Here is an 18,577-nt window from a genome sequence, read left to right as displayed (position 1 = left end):
GGCCTTCGGGCCACTCAGCCAGGCTTGCCGTCAGCCGCTTTACCGCTCGATCAACGGCCGCTTCATTGCGGCCTGGTTTCCATTTAACTGCCGCTTAACCGCCCAACACCATGACGTCCCAATTGCACAAAAAAGGCGAAGCCTGGTCGGCTCGCTTCTCGGAGCCGATGTCGGAGCTCGTCAAACGCTATACGTCGTCGGTTTTCTTCGACAAGCGTCTCGCGCTCGTCGACATCGAAGGATCGCTCGCGCACGCCTCGATGCTCGCCGCGCAGAAGATCATCTCCGCCGACGACCTCGCCGCGATCCAGCGCGGCATGGCGCAGATCAAGGGCGAAATCGAGCGCGGCGAGTTCGAATGGCAACTCGATCTCGAAGACGTGCACCTGAACATCGAAGCGCGCCTGACCGCGCTGATCGGCGACGCCGGCAAGCGCCTGCACACGGGCCGCTCGCGCAACGACCAGGTCGCGACCGACATCCGCCTGTGGCTGCGCGGCGAGATCGACCGCATCGGCGGACTGCTCACCGAACTGCGCACGGCGCTGCTCGACATCGCCGAGAAGAATGCCTCGACCATCATGCCGGGCTTCACGCACCTGCAGGTCGCCCAGCCGGTCACGTTCGGCCATCACCTGCTCGCCTACGTCGAGATGTTCTCGCGCGACGCCGAGCGCATGATCGACTGCCGCAAGCGCGTGAACCGTCTGCCGCTCGGCGCGGCGGCGCTCGCCGGCACCAGCTATCCGATCGACCGTCACGCGGTGGCGAAGACGCTCGGCTTCGACGGCATCTGCGCGAACTCGCTCGACGCCGTCTCCGACCGCGACTTCGCGATCGAATTCACGGCGGCTTCCGCGCTCGTGATGACGCACGTGTCGCGCTTCTCCGAAGAACTCGTGCTGTGGATGAGCCCGCGCGTCGGCTTCATCGATCTGGCCGACCGTTTCTGCACTGGCTCGTCGATCATGCCGCAGAAGAAGAACCCGGACGTGCCCGAACTCGCGCGCGGCAAGACCGGCCGCGTGAACGGCCATCTGATGGCGCTGCTCACGCTGATGAAGGGCCAGCCGCTCGCGTACAACAAGGACAACCAGGAAGACAAGGAGCCGCTGTTCGACACGGTCGATACCGTTGCCGATACGCTGCGCATCTTCGCCGAGATGGTCGCCGGTATCACGGTCAAGCCCGACGCGATGCGCGCCGCCGCACTGCAAGGCTTCTCGACCGCGACCGATCTCGCCGACTATCTGGTCAAGCGCGGCCTGCCGTTCCGCGATGCGCACGAAGCGGTCGCGCTCGCGGTGCGCGTGTGCGCCGATCGCGGCTGCGATCTCGCGGACCTGACGCTCGACGAAATGCGCGGCGAATTGCCGAACGTCGCGCATCTGATCGGCGAGGATGTGTTCTCGTATCTGACGCTCGAAGGCTCGGTGGCGAGCCGCAATCATCCGGGCGGCACGGCGCCCGAGCAGGTGCTGGCCGCAGTGAAGGCCGCGCGCGAAGCGCTGAAGTAAGCGATGCCCGGCGAGGCCGCGAGCGTGAGCTTGCGGTCTCGCGGGAATCCGCGTTTGGCATGGACCTGTATTACACGAACATGCAGCGCGACCATGCAGCACGGACATGCAGAAGGCGAACCCCGCAGACGGGTTCGCTTTTTTTTCGCCTGCGTCTGGCGGACTCCACGCCAGCCACCGAAGCGGCAAGTGAGGCGGCCAGCGAAGACAAAAGAAAGCCCGCGTAAAGCGGGCTGAAAAGACTTCCACCGATGCCTCGTTGAAGAGGCCATCAAAGTGTAGGCGCGTTTGATCCATCGACCAATTCGCGGATATTTCCGGCCATTACATCGACGTGCCATACATCACACAGCGACCACGCAACGACCGCGCAGCGGGTGAACGCCGATTGAATACCGGTGGTTTTTGACTACCATCGAATCAGGCCCTCTTCGCGCTGTTCCCCGACGATGCTTTCCCGTCTCCCCGCCCTTCCGCGTCGCCGCGCGAGGCAATGCCTGCCATGCATCCGACGCTCGTCGCATACGTCGCGCGTGCTGCTCGCCGCGCTGAGCGCCGCCGTGCTCGCCGGCTGCACGATCACCTCGCTGATGCCGCGCGAAACCGTCAACACGCCGCTCGCCGCGATCAACAGCGCGACGCTCGATCAATACCGCGACGCGGTCGCGCGGCGCATCGTCGAGCGCAATCCCTCGTATGTGCTGCAAGGCAAGCCGCAGGCGATGCTGCGCTCGCTCGTGGTGGTGTCGTTTACAGTCGATCGTAACGGACGCATCGTCGAGTCGTCGGTCTATCGCTCCAACGGCGACGACGAAGCCGAAAGCACGGCCCTCGCCACGCTGCGCCGCTCGGCCCCGCTGCCCTTACCGCCGGGCAAGCTGCTGAACAGCCGCGGTCAGCTCGAACTGTTCGAGGACTGGCTCTTCAACGACAACGGCAAATTCCAGTTGCGCGAGCTGGCCGCGCCGCAAGCGGAATCGCTTGAGTAGGCGTTTGCGCTGCGGTTTTGCGTCACTGCGTTTTGCTTTTCCGCGTTTTGCTTTTCCGCGTCTTGCTTCTCCGTACTCTGCGCTACCGTGCCTTGCTCCGCGATGCATTGCGTCATTGCGTCATCGCGCGTTGCCTCATTGCGCTTCACTTCGCCCGACGCCGCGCAGCATCGCGTACGACTACGACAATCTGCCGCCCCCGCCGGGTAGTGCGCCTGGTAGTGCGCCGCATCGCGCGCCGCCACAACCTTACGCCGCCATTGCTGCGCGCCGGCCGCGCTCGCTATAATTTCCGATCCCCTGCGCCGGCAGCATCCGGCATGGCTCACGCCGCCCGCACACCCGCCGGCGCGGCGGGCAAGCCCTCAGAATTTCAACACGGACACCGCGCGAGCGCATGCCGCCTGCTCCAGCAGTCGCATTGCGCCCCACGGCTTTACGACATAGGGAGACCTGCATGTCCATTTCGCCGATTTCCGCGGCTCAGCCTGCAAGCGGGCAAAACAGCAGCGCGCGAATCATCTTCGCGAGCTTTATCGGCACCGCGATCGAGTTCTACGACTTCTACGTCTACGCAACCGCCGCGGCGCTCGTCATCGGACCGGTATTCTTCCCGCATGGCTCGGCCACCGCGCAGGCGCTATCGGCGTTCGTCACGTTCGGCATCGCATTCGTCGCGCGGCCGATCGGCTCGTTCCTGTTCGGCCACTTCGGCGACCGCATCGGCCGCAAGTCGACGCTGGTGGCCTCGCTGCTCGTCATGGGCCTCTCGACCACGCTGATCGGCTTCGTGCCGGGTTACGACGCGATCGGCAGCCTCGCGCCGATCCTGCTGTGCATCCTGCGCTTCGGCCAAGGCATCGGCCTCGGCGGCGAATGGGGCGGCGCCGCGCTGCTCGCCACCGAAAACGCGCCTGCCGGCAAGCGCGGCTGGTTCGGCATGTTCCCGCAGTTGGGGCCGTCGATCGGCTTTCTCGCGTCGAACGGCCTGTTCTTCGCGCTCGCGCTGTCGCTCTCCGACGAGCAGTTCCGCAGCTGGGGCTGGCGCGTGCCGTTCATCGTCAGCTCGGTGCTGGTCGCGCTCGGCCTCTATGTGCGCCTGAAGATCGCCGAAACACCCGCGTTCAAGGCCGCCATCGAGCGCAAGGAACGCGTGCGCGTGCCGATCGCGACGCTGCTCTCGCAGCACTGGGCGCCCACGCTGCTCGGCGCGCTCGCGATGGTGGTCTGCTACACGCTGTTCTACAACGCGACGACGTTCTCGCTGTCGTACGGCGTCGGGTCGCTGCATATTCCGCGGCAGACGTTCCTCGGCCTGCTGTGCATCGCGGTCGTGTTCATGGCGCTCGCCACGCCGCTGTCGGCGCGCGCGAGCGACCGCTTCGGGCGCAAGCCGGTGCTGATCGTCGGCATCATCGCGGCGATCCTGTCGGGCTTCACGATGGCACCGCTGCTCGGCAGCGGCGAAACGCTGCTCGTGCTGCTGTTCCTCGTGATCCAGCTGTTCCTGATGGGCGTGACATTCGCGCCGATGGGCGCGCTGCTGCCGGAACTGTTCCCGACCAACGTGCGCTATACCGGCGCCGGCGTCGCTTATAACCTCGGCGGGATTCTCGGCGCATCGGTCGCGCCGTATATCGCCCAGGTGCTCGCCGCGCACGGCGGCCTGCCGTGGGTCGGCGCGTACGTGTCGGTCGCCGCGGCCGTGAGCCTGTTCGGCGTGCTGTGCATGCGCGAAACGCGCGATGAAAGCCTCATGAAATGAGGCAATGAGGTCGCGGCGCGCATCGGCGGAAATGTTCTTCCGCCGATGCGCGTATGCCGTTTTTCTCATACTGCCCTTTCGTACTGCCTCGCGCATCGTGACTCATGCGCGGCTGTTTTGGCGCTGCCGCTTCATGCTGCTTCTGCGCGCCGACATCACCGCCGACGCGCTCACGCACCCGGCCTTTGCGGCGCCCTCTCCCCTCCGCCCTTGGCGGCAGGCGGCTCGGTAAATCCCCCGCCTTGTACGTCTTTTCGACGTGCCTATACTCCCTGTCATAACCCTACGAAAAACAGGGAGACTCGCATGAACCTCCATCTTCACAATGCCGAGATCGTGACGATCATCGCGCTGGCCTTGCTCGGCGCGTTGCTGCTCGCGCTGCGCTTTCGCCCGGCGAGCTGGAAAGGCATCGTCGTCGAGGCGCTCGCGGCGAACGCCGCGGCCATCGCCGCGGTCATCGCATTCGAAATGCTCATGGCCTGAGTCCAGACCCGAGCCGCGCATCGCGCTCAACGGTAGTAGTAGCCGTGATGGTAGTAGCCTCCGCCGCCGTAGTAATAGCCCGGCGCCGGTGCGATGACGCAGCCGCCGAGTGCCGTTGCGAGGACCGTGCCGGCAACCAGAGTCAGAATCAAGCGTTTCATGTTGTTCTCCATCGAGTCAGTTTGATTCGAATCGAAACCCCGAATGACCCGATTGAACACGATCCGCCCCCGCGTGAACGTTGCCATTTGTAAGGGAAAATCACCGCGGTGTTACAGAACCGGCGGGGCCGATTCACGCCGCTGAAACGTATTCGACAAGCACTTGTCACTGAAGCGCGAGCACGTCGATATGGCGAAAAACAACGCCTATACTGCGTTGAGCGCGTCGATGTCGCGCCGGCATAGCGGCTGCCCCGCCGAGCGCGCCTGCACGCGCCTCGGCAGCGATTTCAGACACGACAGCGGGACCTTGGCGCGCGGTATCTCGCGAGTTTGCGATGAGGCCCGATCGCATCGCGCATGCAGACGGAACCGCATGAGCGTGGTGTAAGAACGGCATGACCGCCGCCGTGGCGCCCAACGAAAAGCGACAGATTTAACAGGCGTGTAATCGATTCCGCTACGCCCGCGATTCCTCTACGCCCGTCGTTCCCCGACGCGGGCGTTTTTTAGAGGCGCGACGAGGCCATCCGGCTCGCAGGAGCGGATTGTGCGTCGCGCCTCACTTCTTTGGCGCAAACGTTTGCCAAACGACCCGGGAAAAACCGGCGGAATTCAGGCGGCAGCCGAATCGTCCTGCACCGCAAACGCGTCCGCGCCTGAGTGCACATAGTCGATCGCGTCGAGCGCCGCACTGATCGGCGGCACCGAGCGGCCGTCGCCGATCGAGGTCGAACGGAACGGCGCTTCGACGCCGCAATGCGACGGCGAGGTCGCCACGAAGATCATGACCGTGCGCTTCTGCAGCGCGTGCGCGAGATGGACGAAACCCGTATCCGTGCCGACGACGAGCGCGCACGCGTCGATCATCTGCGCGACTTCGGTCACGCTCATTTGCGGCAGCACGGTCGCGCCCGGCACTTGCGCCGCGATCTGCTCGGCCTCGGCACGTTCGCCGGGCGACCCCCAAGGCAGCACGACCTGAAAGCCGCGCTCGCCCAGCTTACGCCCCACCGCCACCCAATGACCGAGCGGCCACTTCTTGTCGTCCTTGGAGGTGGCATGAAAAAATGCCGCGACGGGCGCCTTGGTGCGCGCGAACGGCCGCGTGACCGGTTCGGGCAGACGCAGGTTGTAGATCGCCGGGCCGTCTACCTTGTAGCCGAGCGCCTCGCTCGCGCTGATGCGCATGCCATGCCATGCATTACCCTGGGGACGCGGACCGAAACGGCCCGTATACGCGAATGCGGCACCGCGCTCGCCCAGATCCTGGGATTGGTAACCGATGCGCTTCGACGAGCGCGCGAGAAACGCAATGATCGCGCTCTTGTAGACGCCGTGAATGTCGATGATGTAATCGTAGCGATGCGCGCGCAGATCGGAAATCGATGCCCAGATTGCCTTGAAATCGCTCCAGCGGCGCGCTTTCTTGAACCGGCGCAGCGGCGCGCACAGCACGCGGTCGACGCCCTGGCTCCAGTGCACCAGATCCGCGAACGCCTCGTCGGCGGCCCAGTCGACCTGAACGCCGGGAAACGCGCGCTTGATATCGGCAACGACCGGCAGTGCCTGCACGATGTCGCCTAGTGAAGTGACCTTGACGATAAGGACTCGCTTCATTGAGGAACTGTTCGTTGTTCGAGATTCAAACCATTTTAGCTGACGATTCCGTCACACCCCTGCCAAACGCGCAACGGACACAGTCTGTCTCTTAATACCGTCTATTACACCGGGGGCGCGAAAAGTGTCGCCCCAGACTGTCCGCCCATGGCATTTCAAAAGGCTTTCCCAAATCCTGGGCCATGCGGTACGCCTTATACTCTTTCCTTTACGCCTGTCCGATCCCGCCCACCGCCAGCCGATTCCATGCCCCGGTCCTTCCCTCCCAGTCCATCCGTCCTCCTGCGCCGCGCGAAACGCCTGTGGCGGCAATACGGCATTTTCTGGCTCGGCGCGATCGCGGTCGGCCTCGTCGCGGTGCTGTACGCGCGGCTGATCGACTGGGGCTACGACGTGTTTCGCGGCGTGCAGCAACAGCATACGTGGGCGCCGCTCATCATCACGCCGGCGGTCGCGGCGCTCGCCGTGTGGCTCACGCGCACGTTTTTCCGCGGCGCCGAGGGCAGCGGCATTCCGCAGGTCATCGCAACGCTGCACACGAAGCCTAGCGCCTACGGCGCGCGGCTGCTCTCGGTGCGGCTTCTGCTCGGCAAGATCGGCGTGTCGTTTCTCGGGATTCTCGGCGGCTTCACGATCGGCCGCGAAGGACCGACCGTGCAGGTCGGCGCCGCGCTGATGTTCAATCTGCGCCGGCTCTATCCGCGCTCGAACGCGCAGATCGAACGGCAACTCGCGCTGGCGGGCGCGGCCGCGGGTTTGTCGGCGGCATTCAATACGCCGCTGGCCGGCATCGTGTTCGCCATCGAGGAACTGACGCGCAGCTTCGAAGCACGCGCGAGCGGCGTGCTGATTACCGCGATCATCATCGCGGGGGTGGTCGCGCTGGGCTTGAACGGCAACTACACGTATTTCGGCACGATCCAGATCGGCTCGCATTTCCCCGATCTGCTCGCGCTCGCGGTGCTGCTCACGGCGCTCGTCACCGGTATCGCGGGCGGCGGGTTCGGCTGGCTGCTGCTCAATACCGCGCGCTGGATTCCGGCGCCGCTGCGCCAGTTGCACGGCGAGCGGCCGGTCGCGTTCGCCGCGCTATGCGGCTTCACGATCGCGGTCGTCGGGCTGCTGTCGGGCGGCGCGACGTTCGGCAGCGGTTATGCGGAAGCGCGCGGATTGCTCGACGGACACGCGCAATCGGTGTTCTATCCGTTCCTGAAGATGATCGCGCTGATCGGCTCATACCTGCCCGGCATTCCAGGCGGCATCTTCGCGCCGTCGCTGTCGATCGGCGCGGGTTTCGGCAATCTGCTGCACATGGTGTTCGACTCGATGCAATTGCCGATGCTGATTGCGCTCGCGATGGTCGGCTATCTGGCCGCCGTCACGCAATCGCCGATTACGTCGTTCGTGATCGTGATGGAGATGATCGACGGCCATGCGCTTGTGATTTCGCTGATGGCCACCGCGTTGATCGCGAGCCGCGTATCGCGTCTGTTTGCGCCGCCGTTGTACGAGTCGTTGGCGCGGCGTTATATGGCGCCGTTGCCGCAGCCTGCGCCCGCGCCTGAGGTGCCCGAGGTTGAAGTACCCAAGGTTGAAGTGCCCGAGCCGACGGCGGAAGAAAGCCCCGAGGTCGATGCTGCCATGGCCAAAGCCGACGGCACTCACGGCGAGCAACCGGCAACGGACGCACAGGTGCAAGCCCCGGAGAGCGCAACTCGAAACACCGCGACGAATGGCGCTGCGAATGTCCCGGCAAACGGCGCTGCGAGCACCGTGGCGGACACCGCCGCGAACGCCGTCGCGCCAACCTCGACAGACCTCGCGAACGACGCCTCCGACACCCCGCGTCAATAAACCACGACGCGCGGCGCATGCACATACACCGGCCGCGCGGGGACGACGACGCAACCGGCCAGCATCACCGCGAGCGCTGCGAGCACGAGCAGATTCTTTTTCATCGGATAGTTCTCCACACTCCCAGGCGCGCGATCGCCGACGCCTGTGTTATCGATCAAACGGGAAAATGCGCTGAAGACGCGACGCGAGCGGTATCGAACGCCGCCGCGTCGCCAATGCATGCGTTTTTGCGTGCGGCTTCGCGTTCGCCCATGCGTTCGCTGCCACGCACGCGACTGCGGTCGTTACGCCCAATGCCCCGCAATCCAGCGGTAGTTCGGACCATGCTCGACCCAGTGACCCGGCACCCAGTGATAGCCGACGCGTTCGGCCTGCCAGTGGCCGACGACCCACACGTAGCGGCCATGATCCCAGCGCCAGTGACCGTGATCCCACACGTAGCCGACCCGCGGCGCGGGCACGGCCTCGAAGCGGACCGGCGGCGGCGCGGACGGCGCGACGATGACGACTTCCTCGGCCGAAGCCGACGCCATCGCGGCAGCGCCGGCGGCGATCAGAACGGTGTTGGCAAGCAGCAGGCGAAAGGTTCTGTTCATGATCTCCCTCTTGGGTTGAACACCGGATGCGGCGTTACCGGTTTAATGCGCGAGGGCTCCGGGCGGCTGACGAGCCGCGTGTAACGGTGCACGCTGAAATGCAACGGATTATTTCGATCGGAGAATCGGGCGCGGCGAGCGCCTCCAGGGTCAGGCGGGAGAGAAGCGGAAAGCCGATGACCGAAGGAGTTTCAGCGAGACAACGGTGAGGGAAGACTCGGAGAGAAGGTCTGCACATGAGCATCAGCACGATGCGTCTACATGACCGCCGCATGTGCATGCCTATGCGAGCGCAAACAACAAACGGGAAGCAACAAACGAAAAGCGCCGCACAGCATCGCATTGAATCAACACGACACCATGCAGCGCATTTGCGGCGATACAAACTGGCCGCTCACCGGCGGCCAGGCAAACCCACCCGCGGAACGATCAGACCTGCGGTATTTCGATCTTGACTTCGAGCACCTCGAGATCGTCCTGACGCTCGAGACTCACACGAATATCGTCGTCGGAAATCTTCACGTACTTCGAGATCACGGCCACCAGTTCGCGTTGCAACGCAGGCAGATAATCGGCGGGCGCATGGCCGCCGGCGCGCTCGTGCGCGATGATCAACTGCAGGCGTTCCTTCGCTACCGACGCGGACTTCTTTTTCTCGCCCAGCAAAAACGAAAGAATCGACATTACGTGCGTCCCCCCTTACTTGGTGCCGAAGAGGCGCTGCAGCAGCCCGGGCTTCTGGTAATCGACAAAGCGGAGCGACTTCTGCTCGCCGAGGAAACGCGACACGACGTCCTTATAGGCTTCGGCCACATCGGTGCCGTCGAGGTGCACGGCCGGCAGACCCTGGTTCGACGCGTGCAGCACGGCTTCCGACTCGGGAATCACGCCGATCAGGTCGATGCGCAAGATTTCCTGGATATCGGTCAGCGAAAGCATTTCGCCTTCGTTCACGCGCTTCGGGTTGTAGCGCGTAATCAGCAGATGCTCCTTGATCGGCTCCTTGCCCTCGATCGCGCGCTTGGTCTTCGACGAGAGAATGCCGAGAATGCGGTCCGAGTCGCGCACCGACGACACTTCCGGATTCGTCACGATCAGCGCTTCGTCGGCGAAGTGCATCGCGAGCAGCGCGCCCGATTCGATACCGGCCGGCGAATCGCAGACGATGTATTCGAAGTCCATCGCGATCAGGTCGTTGATGACCTTCTCGACGCCTTCCATTGTCAGCGCATCCTTGTCGCGCGTCTGCGACGCCGGCAGGATGAACAGGTTCTCGCACTTCTTGTCCTTGATCAGCGCCTGGTTCAGATTCGCTTCGCCCTGGATCACGTTGATCAGGTCGTACACGACCCGGCGCTCGCAGCCCATGATGAGGTCGAGGTTGCGCAGGCCGACGTCGAAGTCGATCACGGCAGTCTTGCTGCCACGCAATGCGAGGGCCGATGCAAAACTCGCGCTCGTGGTCGTCTTGCCCACGCCACCCTTGCCCGAAGTCACCACAATGATTTTTGCCATTACCCTTACCTTGTGTTCGTCAAATGCGTCAATTATGTGCGGCTTTTTCCCGTGAAACGCGGTGTGCCGGACTACCCCCGGGGCAGCACGCGCGTCGCCTCTCTCAGGTGAGCCGCAACGGTTCGATCATCAGTTTTTCTTGTTCGAGCCAGATCTGCACCGGCTTGCCGAGCACGTCGGCCGGCAGCGGGTTCTCGGTCGTTCGATAGATGCCCGCGATCGAGATCAGTTCCGGTTCGAGACACGTGCAGAAAATGCGCGCGTCGTGATTGCCCTGCACGCCGGCCAATGCCCGGCCGCGCAGCGGCGCGTAAATGTGGATGTTGCCTTCCGCGATCACCTCGGCGCCGTAGCTCACGAGACCGAGCACGACGAGGTCGCCCTTGGCGTAGATGCGCTGGCCCGAGCGCAGCGGCTTGTCGATCACCATGGTTTGCGGCGAGGCGGCGAGCCGCGCGGATTCAGCGGCGGCCGCCGGGTCGAGCGTGGTGCCTACGCCAGCGGCAATGGACGCGGTGGCCGTGGCGGTTGCGGTGTTCGTCGCGGTATCTGCCGCCGTGCCTGCTGTCGCGCTTGCCGCTACGCCGGCACTCACGTTTGCCGCCGTGCCCTCTTCGTCGCCCTGCTTCGCCGCGGCGCCGCGCCGGTCGCGCGCTTCGAGCAGCGGCAAGGCGGTTTCGGTCGCCCACGCTTGCGCCGCATGGGCGACCACGCCGACCGGCCGCATGCGCACGCTGTCGAGCAGTTGCGCGATGTCGACGAGCGGCACGCGTTCGTTTTCGGCGAGACGCCGCACGTCGATCGCGACGACGTCGTTAGCGAAGAATTCGGGGGTCGCCTCGAAGCGCCGCGTCAGTTCGGCGCGCATCGCGTCGAGGTCGGTCGTTTTGACCACGAACATGAGCGTGTCGACAGAGCCGCTGCGAAGTTCGAAAAAAGGCGATTTCTTGGGCGACATAGCGTTCGGCAAAAAATTTTGCGTATTTTACAGGCGTACACGCGCCCGGCCAGTTTTTTTGCCGGGAGAATCTGCTGTCGCGCGCGTGGCGCGGCGCAGCGCCCGATAGGCGCCGCCACACGTCTCGCGCAAGACATATCGCGCAAGACATGCGCGAACGACGGCAACACCGTGGCGCGGCCGCAATCGTGGACGAGACAAAAGAAATTGGCGCACCGGACATGCGCGCCGGAGACATCTCGAAGCAGCGCGACGCAGAGGCAGGCGGCCTGCTGGCACGCCGCTCGCCGCTACCCGTGCGTGTGCGAGGTGGCGCTCACGTGTCGCACCAGCAGGCTTTCGGCCTGCTCGGGCGCGCGCACGACGCGCCGGTGCTCGCCGGCGGGACCGAAGCCGAGCGCTTCGTAAAAGCGCATCGCGTTGCGGTTCGCGTCGGCAACCCATGCGTAGATTTCGGTGGCGCTCGCGCTCGCAAGCCAGTTGCTCGCGGTATCGACGAGCAGTTCGCCACCGCGCAGATGACGCACCGCCGGCGCCACCCATAGTTCGCAGACGAACGCGCGGCGCGCCGCGGTGTCCTCGAAATGCGCTTCGATCAGCCCGGCTGGATGACCCTCGGTGTAGAGAATGAAGGTGCCGACGGCCGGCGAAACCGCGTGCTCGGCCGCGGTGGCATCGAAGCTGGCGGCGTCGGCCGACAACGCGTCCTCGAGTGTCGCGCCGAAGGCATAGGGCGCCTCCCGCAGCGACGCAGTACGGAGTTCGCGAAAAACGGCGCCCTGCTCAGCGGTGATGCGGCGAACGGTCAGTGACGGACTCATGCAGACAAAAACCCCTTGAAACCCTAACGCGTAGCTTTAACCGAACCGGCACGCGAGTCAAATTATTATTGACCAGAACAGCCGCGCGCGCGACGTGTTCGCCTCGCATGCGAACCATGCAGGCCACTCTCGATACGGCCCGCATGCGCTGCAATCTGGCATGCGGCGCGCTCACGGCGCCTCGTAGCGGCCGGTGCCGTCCGGCCACGGTGTGAGCAGTTCGTAGCCGTCCTCGGTCACGGCAACCATGTGCTCCCATTGCGCCGAGAGCGAGCGGTCCTTCGTGACCACGGTCCAGCCGTCGCGCTGCACGCTCGTGCCGGCGCGGCCCGCGTTGACCATCGGCTCGATCGTGAAGACCATGCCCGGTTTCAGGCGCACGCCCTGCCCCGGCTGGCCGTAGTGCAGCACCTGCGGGTCCTCGTGATAGACGCGGCCGATGCCGTGTCCGCAGTAGTCGCGCACGATCGAAAAACCATCGCGCTGCGCGACCTTCTGGATCGCGTGGCCGACGTCGCCGAGCGTCGCACCCGGCTTCACCTCGCGCATGCCGGCGACCATCGCCTCGTAAGTCGTGTCGATCAGCTGACGCGCGACCGGGCTCGGCTGGCCGACGCAGTACATGCGGCTCGTGTCGCCGAAATAGCCGTCCTTGATGATCGCGACGTCGATGTTGATGATGTCGCCGTCCTCGAGAACCTCGTTGCGGTTCGGAATGCCGTGGCACACCACGCTGTTGACCGAGGTGCAGACGGTCTTCGGAAAGCCCAGATAACCGACGTTGGCCGGAATCGACTTCTGCGTGTTGACGATGTAGTCGTTGCACAGCGCGTCGAGTTCGTCGGTGGACACGCCGGCCTTGACGTGCTCGCCGATCATTGCCAGCACGTCGGCCGCGAGGCGGCCGGCAATGCGCAGCCTCGCGATATCGTCGGGAGTCTTGTAGGTAATGGCCATGAATTCAGTCGATGTGGGTCGGATGGATTTCGAATGTTCGACGACGTCGTGCCGCCGCGAGCGAAGCGGCCGATCCTGCTCGCGCCAGCGGTCGATCGTGTCAATTGTACAGAGGATCGCGCGGCCCCCCTGGCAAAACCGGGCAAAACGACCTGCGCGGCGGTGAACCATTCGAGACGCGTCGTCGCGCCGGAGCCCGGAATAAATCAGTATCGCTTAGCAGTCCGTTCGGCTTGCCGGGGCGGGCCGAGCATCTCGGCGACCCGCAGGCGGACCCACGGCGAGGTGCCTTAACTTCGCCACCAGGCCTAAATAGATCGCGTCGAAATGCCGTTATATGCCGTTATTCATTCCATTGGTGTCGTTTTGTTTCATTAAAGGAACGAGACGACGATTACGGCAACCCGAACGCTCCCTTCCGATGAAAAATCTCACGCTCAACGCACGCATCGCCGCCACGATCGCGTTCCTCGCCCTGCTGCTGATCGCGACCGGCGCGATCGGCATCGTCGGCATGGCCCAAAGCAATCGCGCGCAGCGCGACGCCTATGCGGTGCATTACGCGTCGGTCGTCGTGCTCGGCAAGTCCGGCACGGCGATGTCGCGCGCTCGCTACGGGCTCGACTGGGCGATGGCCAATCCGCACTCGCCGCAGCTTGCGATGCAGCTCGATCGCGCGAACAGCCTGCTCGTGGAATCCGACCGTCACTGGGCCGAGTTCCGCGCCTTGCCGAAGAGCGCCGAACTCGCGGCCCTCACCGCCGACCTCGACACGAAACGCAGTGCCGTGCGCCACGACGGCATCGACAAGCTGATCGAGGCGATCCGCGGCGGCGACACGGGCTGGATGGACGAAAGCCGCGCGCAGCACCTGATCGCGCTCTACAGCGCGATGAACGAGAGCCAGGGCAAGCTCGAAAGCTATCTCGACGCGCAGGCGACCGAGGCCGGCGCGCGCTCCAACGCGCTCTTTCGCGCGATGCTCGCGACCTGCGCGGCAAGCATCGTGCTGGCGCTTGCGGTCGCGTTCCTGAGCTGGCGCTCGCTGCGCCGCGCGATCATGACGCCGCTCGCGAGCGCGCTGCATCAGTTCGACGCGATCGCGGCGGGCGATCTGCGCACGCGCGCGGCGGCGCACGCGAACGACGAAATGGGCACGCTGCTGCGCGCGCTCGCCGCGATGCAGGCGCGTCTGCTCGGCACGGTCACGTCGGTGCGCTCGGGTTCGACGGCGATCGCCTCGGCCACGCAGCAGATCGCGGCGGGCAATCAGGACCTCTCGCAACGCACCGAGGAACAGGCGGCCTCGCTCGGCGAAACGGCATCCGCGATGGAACAGATCACCGCGACCGTGCAGCTCAACGCGAGCCATGCCGAGCAGGCCAGCACACTCGCGCGCGGCGCGTCGGACCTCGCCGCGCACGGCCGCGACGCGGTCGGCAGCATGATTGAAACGATGCGCGCGATCCACACGGGTTCCGCGCAGATGACGGGCATCATCGGCACGATCGAGAGCATCGCGTTCCAGACGAATATCCTCGCGCTCAACGCGGCCGTCGAAGCCGCGCGCGCCGGCGACGAAGGCCGCGGCTTCGCGGTGGTGGCCGGCGAGGTGCGCAGCCTCGCGCAACGCTCGGCGGCCGCGGCGCGCGAGATCGGCGCGCTGATTGCCGATTCGACCTCGCGCGTCGAACGCGGCGCGGGCCTCGTCGAAGACGCGGGCGGCACGATGCAGCAGATCGAGGCGGCGATTGCACGCGTGACGGGCATCGTCGGCGAGATCGCGCAGGCTTCGCGCGAGCAGAGCGACGGGATTCAGCAGGTGGGACTCGCGATCACGCAGATGGACGAAGTGACGCAGCAGAACGCGGCGCTCGTCGAGGAAAGCGCGGCGGCGGCGGCATCGCTGGCGGATCAGGCGCGCGCCTTGAGCGAGTTGATGGAAGGGTTCAAGGTGGCGTGAGGGCCGCCGCCGCGGGACTCGAAACGCGGATTCGAGCCTCGTGGTGTGGGCCAGCCAGCCTCGACCGAGGCTGGCGGAATCAGCGGGCCTGCGCCGGGTTCGACGACGTTTCCAGGTTCGTTGCGAGGCCCATTTCCAGGCTTTCCTGGAGCAGCGAAACGAGCGGCGGGATCATGTGCTGAATTTCGGTCCGGTCGCCCATTACTTCGACTTTGATCGGCGGCAACGCAGGCCAGTTTCTCGACGCCGGCATGACCCGCATGCCGTCCCGCACCTGCGAGCGGCTCAGCACCGTCACCCCCAGGCCGCCAAGGATCGCCGCCTGCATGCCGCCCAGATTGCTGACCGTGCAGGTAGGGGTCCATTCGCGCCGCGCCGACGCGAGCGAGTCGGCAATGATCTCGCGATAGATGCAGGGCGGCTGCATCATGACGAGCTTCGCGGGATAGCGGGGTTCGTCGCGAAAACCGGCTCCGGCGACCCACACTAGCGGCTCGCTCCAGACGACCCGGCTACGCCGCGCCGACGTTTTGCCGATGACCCCAACGATGGCGACATCGAGCTTTTTCTGTTCGAGGGCTTTCAGAAGGTGCTGGCTCGAATCGGTCGTCAGTTCGAGCTGCACGTCGCGGTAGAGACTCTTCAGGCGCGCGAGAAAATTCGGCAACTGCGCCTGTAGCAGATTTTCCGCCACGCCAAGCCGCAGAACAGACACGTTGGGCGGCTCGAATACTTCGCGCAGAAAGCTCTCGTATTGATCGAGCAGCCGCCTCACGGCAACCAGAACGCGCTCGCCGTCGCGCGTCAGCGTGAGCGAGCGGCTGGTCCGCTCGCTCACGCGCATCTGCAGCGCCTCTTCGAGACGAAGAATTTTCTGGCTGACAGCCGATTGCGTGCGGCCGACCCGTTCCGCGGCGGCCGTGAAACTGCCCGCCTCGGCAACGGCGACAAAAGCTCTCAGCAGGTCCATTTCGAGGTCGGGAAGTTTCATCTATCTATAAGTATCGCTACTTGATCCTATAAGTCTTATTCGTTTGATTTCTTCATTATAGAGGCGGATATTACCTCATCACCTCGTTTTACTGGAGAAAAAATGAGCAAGCGAAATTCTGTTTCGATCGTCGAGGCTTTCTGGCGAGAAGTATGGCAAGGCAAGAATCCCGAGGCCGCCGATCGGCTCGTCGCGGAAGACTTTGCGATCACGTCGGGCGGCACGGTAATCGGCCCTCGCGAAACGTTCAAGCAGTGGGTCGGCGCGTTCCTCACCTCGATCGACGACTTCAACTTCGAAATCGTCGAGATGTTTCAGAACGAAGCGGGAGACCGTGTCGCGACCCGCTGGGCGGTCACGGGCAAGAACAACGGCGTGATGGGCGCCGAGCCGTGCGGGTCGCCGATTTACATGACCGGGACCGCGGTGATTCATGTCCGCGAAGATGGGTTGCTTCAGCACAACTGGGTCGAGCGTAATGCGCTGGAGGTGCATCGGAGCCTGCTCAAGCGCGCAGAGGCGAGCTAGACGCGTGGTTCGTGTTTGTGCTTCGTTTTGATGAGGCGGTCTCTGGTTTCCAGCAGTTTTTAAACGCAACACCACCTCGAATCGAGCAAGGTGATGCGCCAGGAACTGGAGACTAAAAAGCAAAAACCCCGTAAGCCTGAGGCTTACGGGGTTTTCTAATTTGGCGGAAAGGGTGAGATTCGAACTCACGGTACGGTATAACCGTACACTGGATTTCGAGTCCAGCGCATTCGACCACTCTGCCACCTTTCCGGGTATTCCAACTCGCAGTGCGACTTCAACTTCCTGCTACTGCTTCGCCAGATCCAAGCGGGTCGTTGCTTGGGAGAACAAGATTATAGAACAGCTCGAGCCTGTTTTCCAAGCCCTTCGCCGAAAATTTTTTTAGAAAAGCCCGACAGGCGGGCAGGCAGCAAGCCGTTGCGGCGCAATCGAACCACACGACGACGCCGAACGACACGCCACTCACAACAGCTGCACCAGCCGATCACGCACTCAGGCCGCCGGCACTTCCAGCCGCTCGACGCCGCCGAGGTACGGACGCAACGCCGCCGGCACCGTCACCGAACCATCGGCATTCTGGAAGTTCTCGAGCACGGCCACGAGCGTGCGGCCCACCGCGAGCCCCGAGCCGTTCAGCGTATGCACAAGTTCGGGCTTGCCTTGCGCATTGCGATAGCGTGCCTGCATGCGCCGCGCCTGGAACGACTCAGTGTTCGAGCAGCTCGAAATCTCGCGGTACGTGTTCTGCGCGGGCAGCCACACTTCGAGGTCGTAGGTCTTCGTGGCCGAGAAGCCCATGTCGCCGGTACACAGCGTGATCACGCGATATGGCAGTTCGAGCTTCTGCAGAATCGTCTCGGCGTGGCCGACCATCTGTTCGAGCGCATCGTACGACGCTTCCTGGGCGACGATCTGCACCATCTCGACCTTGTCGAACTGATGCTGGCGGATCATGCCGCGTGTGTCGCGGCCATACGAGCCCGCTTCCGAGCGGAAGCACGGCGAATGCGCGGTCAACCTGATCGGCAGTGCGTCCGCTTCGACGATGCTCTCGCGCACCGTGTTCGTCAGCGAAATTTCCGAGGTCGAGATCAGATACTGCGTCACCGTGTTTTCGCCGCCGCCCTTCTCGACGCGGAACATGTCGTCCGCGAATTTGGGCAACTGGCCGGTGCCGTACAGGATGTCCGGATTCACGATGTACGGCGTGTAGATCTCGGTATAGCCGTGCTGCTGCGTGTGCGTGTCGATCATGAACTGCGCGAGCGCGCGATGCAGCCGCGCAATCTGCCCGCGCAGCATCGTGAAGCGCGCGCCCGACAGCTTCGCGCCGGTCTCGAAGTCGAGGCCGAGCGGCGTGCCGACATCGACGTGATCCTTGACCTCGAAATCGAACTGACGCGGCGTGCCCCAGCGGCGCACTTCGACGTTGTCCGCTTCGTCGCGGCCCACCGGCACGCTCTCGTGCGGCAGGTTCGGCACGCCGAGCAACAGGTCCGACAGACGCTTCTGGATCTCGTCGAGCTTGACGGCCGACGCCTTCATCTCGTCGCCGATGCCGCCGACTTCGGCCATCACCGCCGAGGTGTCCTCACCGCGTCCTTTCATCGCGCCGATCTGCTTCGACAGGCTGTTGCGGCGCGCCTGCATTTCTTCGGTGCGGGTCTGGGTGTCGCGGCGTTCCGCTTCGAGCGCGGCGAAAGCCGCCACGTCGAGGGTATAGCCGCGGTCGGCGAGGCGCTTGGCGACGCCGTCGAGGTCTTTGCGCAGCAGCTGGATGTCGAGCATGGGATGGGACGGGTGTTCGTTGTATGAAAGCGCGATTTTAACGCACCGGCACGGGCGGCCGG

17 protein-coding genes and 1 tRNA gene are annotated in these 18,577 nt (G+C 64.4%); 7 read left to right on the top strand and 11 right to left on the bottom strand.

The annotated features are described in order from the left end of the window. The first annotated feature begins 110 nt into the window (after positions 1-110). The 4 genes from argH (at position 111) to F3J19_RS01800 (ending at position 4,757) form a co-directional block, all read left to right on the top strand. Positions 111-1,517: an argininosuccinate lyase gene (argH, locus tag F3J19_RS01815; protein WP_167036751.1), complete on the top strand. Its 1,407-nt coding sequence runs from the start codon at positions 111-113 to the stop codon at positions 1,515-1,517. 590 nt (positions 1,518-2,107) lie between these two features. Continuing rightward, complete coding sequence (locus F3J19_RS01810) at positions 2,108-2,506, top strand: energy transducer TonB (protein WP_240158656.1); 399 nt, start codon at positions 2,108-2,110, stop codon at positions 2,504-2,506. A gap of 457 nt (positions 2,507-2,963) precedes the next feature. Beyond that, positions 2,964-4,271 (top strand): MFS transporter, encoded by a 1,308-nt coding sequence (locus tag F3J19_RS01805; protein WP_167036747.1) that lies wholly within the window; start codon positions 2,964-2,966, stop codon positions 4,269-4,271. A gap of 306 nt (positions 4,272-4,577) precedes the next feature. Further along, the gene (locus F3J19_RS01800) at positions 4,578-4,757 is read left to right on the top strand and encodes a hypothetical protein (protein WP_167036744.1); all 180 of its coding nucleotides are present in this window, start codon (positions 4,578-4,580) and stop codon (positions 4,755-4,757) included. Between the two features lie 26 nt (positions 4,758-4,783). On the opposite strand, the gene F3J19_RS32935 is transcribed toward F3J19_RS01800, so the two are convergent. Continuing rightward, entirely contained in the window at positions 4,784-4,918 is a 135-nt protein-coding gene (locus F3J19_RS32935) for a hypothetical protein (RefSeq protein ID WP_275691474.1), read from the bottom strand. Between the two features lie 615 nt (positions 4,919-5,533). Then, positions 5,534-6,538, bottom strand: a complete 1,005-nt coding sequence (waaC, locus tag F3J19_RS01795) for a lipopolysaccharide heptosyltransferase I (RefSeq protein ID WP_167036741.1) — start codon at positions 6,536-6,538, stop codon at positions 5,534-5,536. 246 nt (positions 6,539-6,784) lie between these two features. On the opposite strand from waaC, the gene F3J19_RS01790 reads away from it, so the two are divergent. Then, complete coding sequence (locus F3J19_RS01790; RefSeq protein WP_240158627.1) at positions 6,785-8,392, top strand: chloride channel protein; 1,608 nt, start codon at positions 6,785-6,787, stop codon at positions 8,390-8,392. A gap of 287 nt (positions 8,393-8,679) precedes the next feature. Here the strand turns inward: F3J19_RS01790 and F3J19_RS01785 are convergent, their stop codons facing one another. From F3J19_RS01785 to map, 6 genes are all read right to left on the bottom strand, one after another. After that, a complete protein-coding gene (locus F3J19_RS01785) occupies positions 8,680-8,991 on the bottom strand; it encodes a YXWGXW repeat-containing protein (protein ID WP_167036737.1) in 312 nt (103 codons plus the stop codon). A 429-nt stretch (positions 8,992-9,420) separates the two neighbouring features. Further along, a complete protein-coding gene (gene minE / locus F3J19_RS01780) occupies positions 9,421-9,675 on the bottom strand; it encodes a cell division topological specificity factor MinE (protein ID WP_094783024.1) in 255 nt (84 codons plus the stop codon). 15 nt (positions 9,676-9,690) lie between these two features. After that, positions 9,691-10,506, bottom strand: coding sequence for a septum site-determining protein MinD (gene minD / locus F3J19_RS01775; protein WP_167036735.1), 816 nt, complete (start codon positions 10,504-10,506; stop codon positions 9,691-9,693). Positions 10,507-10,609: 103 nt separating this feature from the next. Continuing rightward, positions 10,610-11,464, bottom strand: a complete 855-nt coding sequence (gene minC, locus F3J19_RS01770; protein WP_167036732.1) for a septum site-determining protein MinC — start codon at positions 11,462-11,464, stop codon at positions 10,610-10,612. Positions 11,465-11,754: 290 nt separating this feature from the next. After that, on the bottom strand, positions 11,755-12,285 hold the full coding sequence (locus F3J19_RS01765) for a GNAT family N-acetyltransferase (RefSeq protein WP_167036729.1): 531 nt from the start codon (positions 12,283-12,285) through the stop codon (positions 11,755-11,757). Between the two features lie 171 nt (positions 12,286-12,456). Beyond that, a complete protein-coding gene (map, locus tag F3J19_RS01760) occupies positions 12,457-13,242 on the bottom strand; it encodes a type I methionyl aminopeptidase (protein ID WP_167036694.1) in 786 nt (261 codons plus the stop codon). A gap of 421 nt (positions 13,243-13,663) precedes the next feature. Between map and F3J19_RS01755 the strand changes: the two genes are divergently transcribed. Beyond that, the gene (locus F3J19_RS01755) at positions 13,664-15,205 is read left to right on the top strand and encodes a methyl-accepting chemotaxis protein (RefSeq protein WP_167036691.1); all 1,542 of its coding nucleotides are present in this window, start codon (positions 13,664-13,666) and stop codon (positions 15,203-15,205) included. A 79-nt stretch (positions 15,206-15,284) separates the two neighbouring features. Here the strand turns inward: F3J19_RS01755 and F3J19_RS01750 are convergent, their stop codons facing one another. After that, the gene (locus F3J19_RS01750; RefSeq protein ID WP_167036688.1) at positions 15,285-16,196 is read right to left on the bottom strand and encodes a LysR family transcriptional regulator; all 912 of its coding nucleotides are present in this window, start codon (positions 16,194-16,196) and stop codon (positions 15,285-15,287) included. A 102-nt stretch (positions 16,197-16,298) separates the two neighbouring features. Here F3J19_RS01750 and F3J19_RS01745 point away from each other — a divergent pair, with 102 nt between their 5' ends. Next, complete coding sequence (locus tag F3J19_RS01745) at positions 16,299-16,724, top strand: ester cyclase (RefSeq protein WP_167036685.1); 426 nt, start codon at positions 16,299-16,301, stop codon at positions 16,722-16,724. 161 nt (positions 16,725-16,885) lie between these two features. Here F3J19_RS01745 and F3J19_RS01740 read toward each other — a convergent pair. Further along, positions 16,886-16,976: transfer RNA gene (locus F3J19_RS01740), tRNA-Ser, on the bottom strand. Positions 16,977-17,219: 243 nt separating this feature from the next. Beyond that, entirely contained in the window at positions 17,220-18,515 is a 1,296-nt protein-coding gene (gene serS / locus F3J19_RS01735) for a serine--tRNA ligase (protein WP_167036682.1), read from the bottom strand. Positions 18,516-18,577: the final 62 nt, after the last annotated feature.

The organism is Burkholderia sp. Ax-1724 (assembly GCF_011752995.1).
Lineage (GTDB): Bacteria > Pseudomonadota > Gammaproteobacteria > Burkholderiales > Burkholderiaceae > Paraburkholderia.
Note: the sequence above shows the minus strand (reverse complement) of the source record. Positions and strands in the feature narration are given on the sequence as shown.

Bases quoted from the DNA above. Each gene is read 5' to 3' on its own strand.
- argH (WP_167036751.1), top strand. From the start codon at position 111: ATGACGTCCCAATTGCACAAAAAAGGCGAAGCCTGGTCGGCTCGCTTC.
- F3J19_RS01810 (WP_240158656.1), top strand. From the start codon at position 2,108: ATGCCGCGCGAAACCGTCAACACGCCGCTCGCCGCGATCAACAGCGCG.
- F3J19_RS01805 (WP_167036747.1), top strand. From the start codon at position 2,964: ATGTCCATTTCGCCGATTTCCGCGGCTCAGCCTGCAAGCGGGCAAAAC.
- F3J19_RS01800 (WP_167036744.1), top strand. From the start codon at position 4,578: ATGAACCTCCATCTTCACAATGCCGAGATCGTGACGATCATCGCGCTG.
- F3J19_RS32935 (WP_275691474.1), bottom strand. From the start codon at position 4,918: ATGAAACGCTTGATTCTGACTCTGGTTGCCGGCACGGTCCTCGCAACG.
- waaC (WP_167036741.1), bottom strand. From the start codon at position 6,538: ATGAAGCGAGTCCTTATCGTCAAGGTCACTTCACTAGGCGACATCGTG.
- F3J19_RS01790 (WP_240158627.1), top strand. From the start codon at position 6,785: ATGCCCCGGTCCTTCCCTCCCAGTCCATCCGTCCTCCTGCGCCGCGCG.
- F3J19_RS01785 (WP_167036737.1), bottom strand. From the start codon at position 8,991: ATGAACAGAACCTTTCGCCTGCTGCTTGCCAACACCGTTCTGATCGCC.
- minE (WP_094783024.1), bottom strand. From the start codon at position 9,675: ATGTCGATTCTTTCGTTTTTGCTGGGCGAGAAAAAGAAGTCCGCGTCG.
- minD (WP_167036735.1), bottom strand. From the start codon at position 10,506: ATGGCAAAAATCATTGTGGTGACTTCGGGCAAGGGTGGCGTGGGCAAG.
- minC (WP_167036732.1), bottom strand. From the start codon at position 11,464: ATGTCGCCCAAGAAATCGCCTTTTTTCGAACTTCGCAGCGGCTCTGTC.
- F3J19_RS01765 (WP_167036729.1), bottom strand. From the start codon at position 12,285: ATGAGTCCGTCACTGACCGTTCGCCGCATCACCGCTGAGCAGGGCGCC.
- map (WP_167036694.1), bottom strand. From the start codon at position 13,242: ATGGCCATTACCTACAAGACTCCCGACGATATCGCGAGGCTGCGCATT.
- F3J19_RS01755 (WP_167036691.1), top strand. From the start codon at position 13,664: ATGAAAAATCTCACGCTCAACGCACGCATCGCCGCCACGATCGCGTTC.
- F3J19_RS01750 (WP_167036688.1), bottom strand. From the start codon at position 16,196: ATGAAACTTCCCGACCTCGAAATGGACCTGCTGAGAGCTTTTGTCGCC.
- F3J19_RS01745 (WP_167036685.1), top strand. From the start codon at position 16,299: ATGAGCAAGCGAAATTCTGTTTCGATCGTCGAGGCTTTCTGGCGAGAA.
- serS (WP_167036682.1), bottom strand. From the start codon at position 18,515: ATGCTCGACATCCAGCTGCTGCGCAAAGACCTCGACGGCGTCGCCAAG.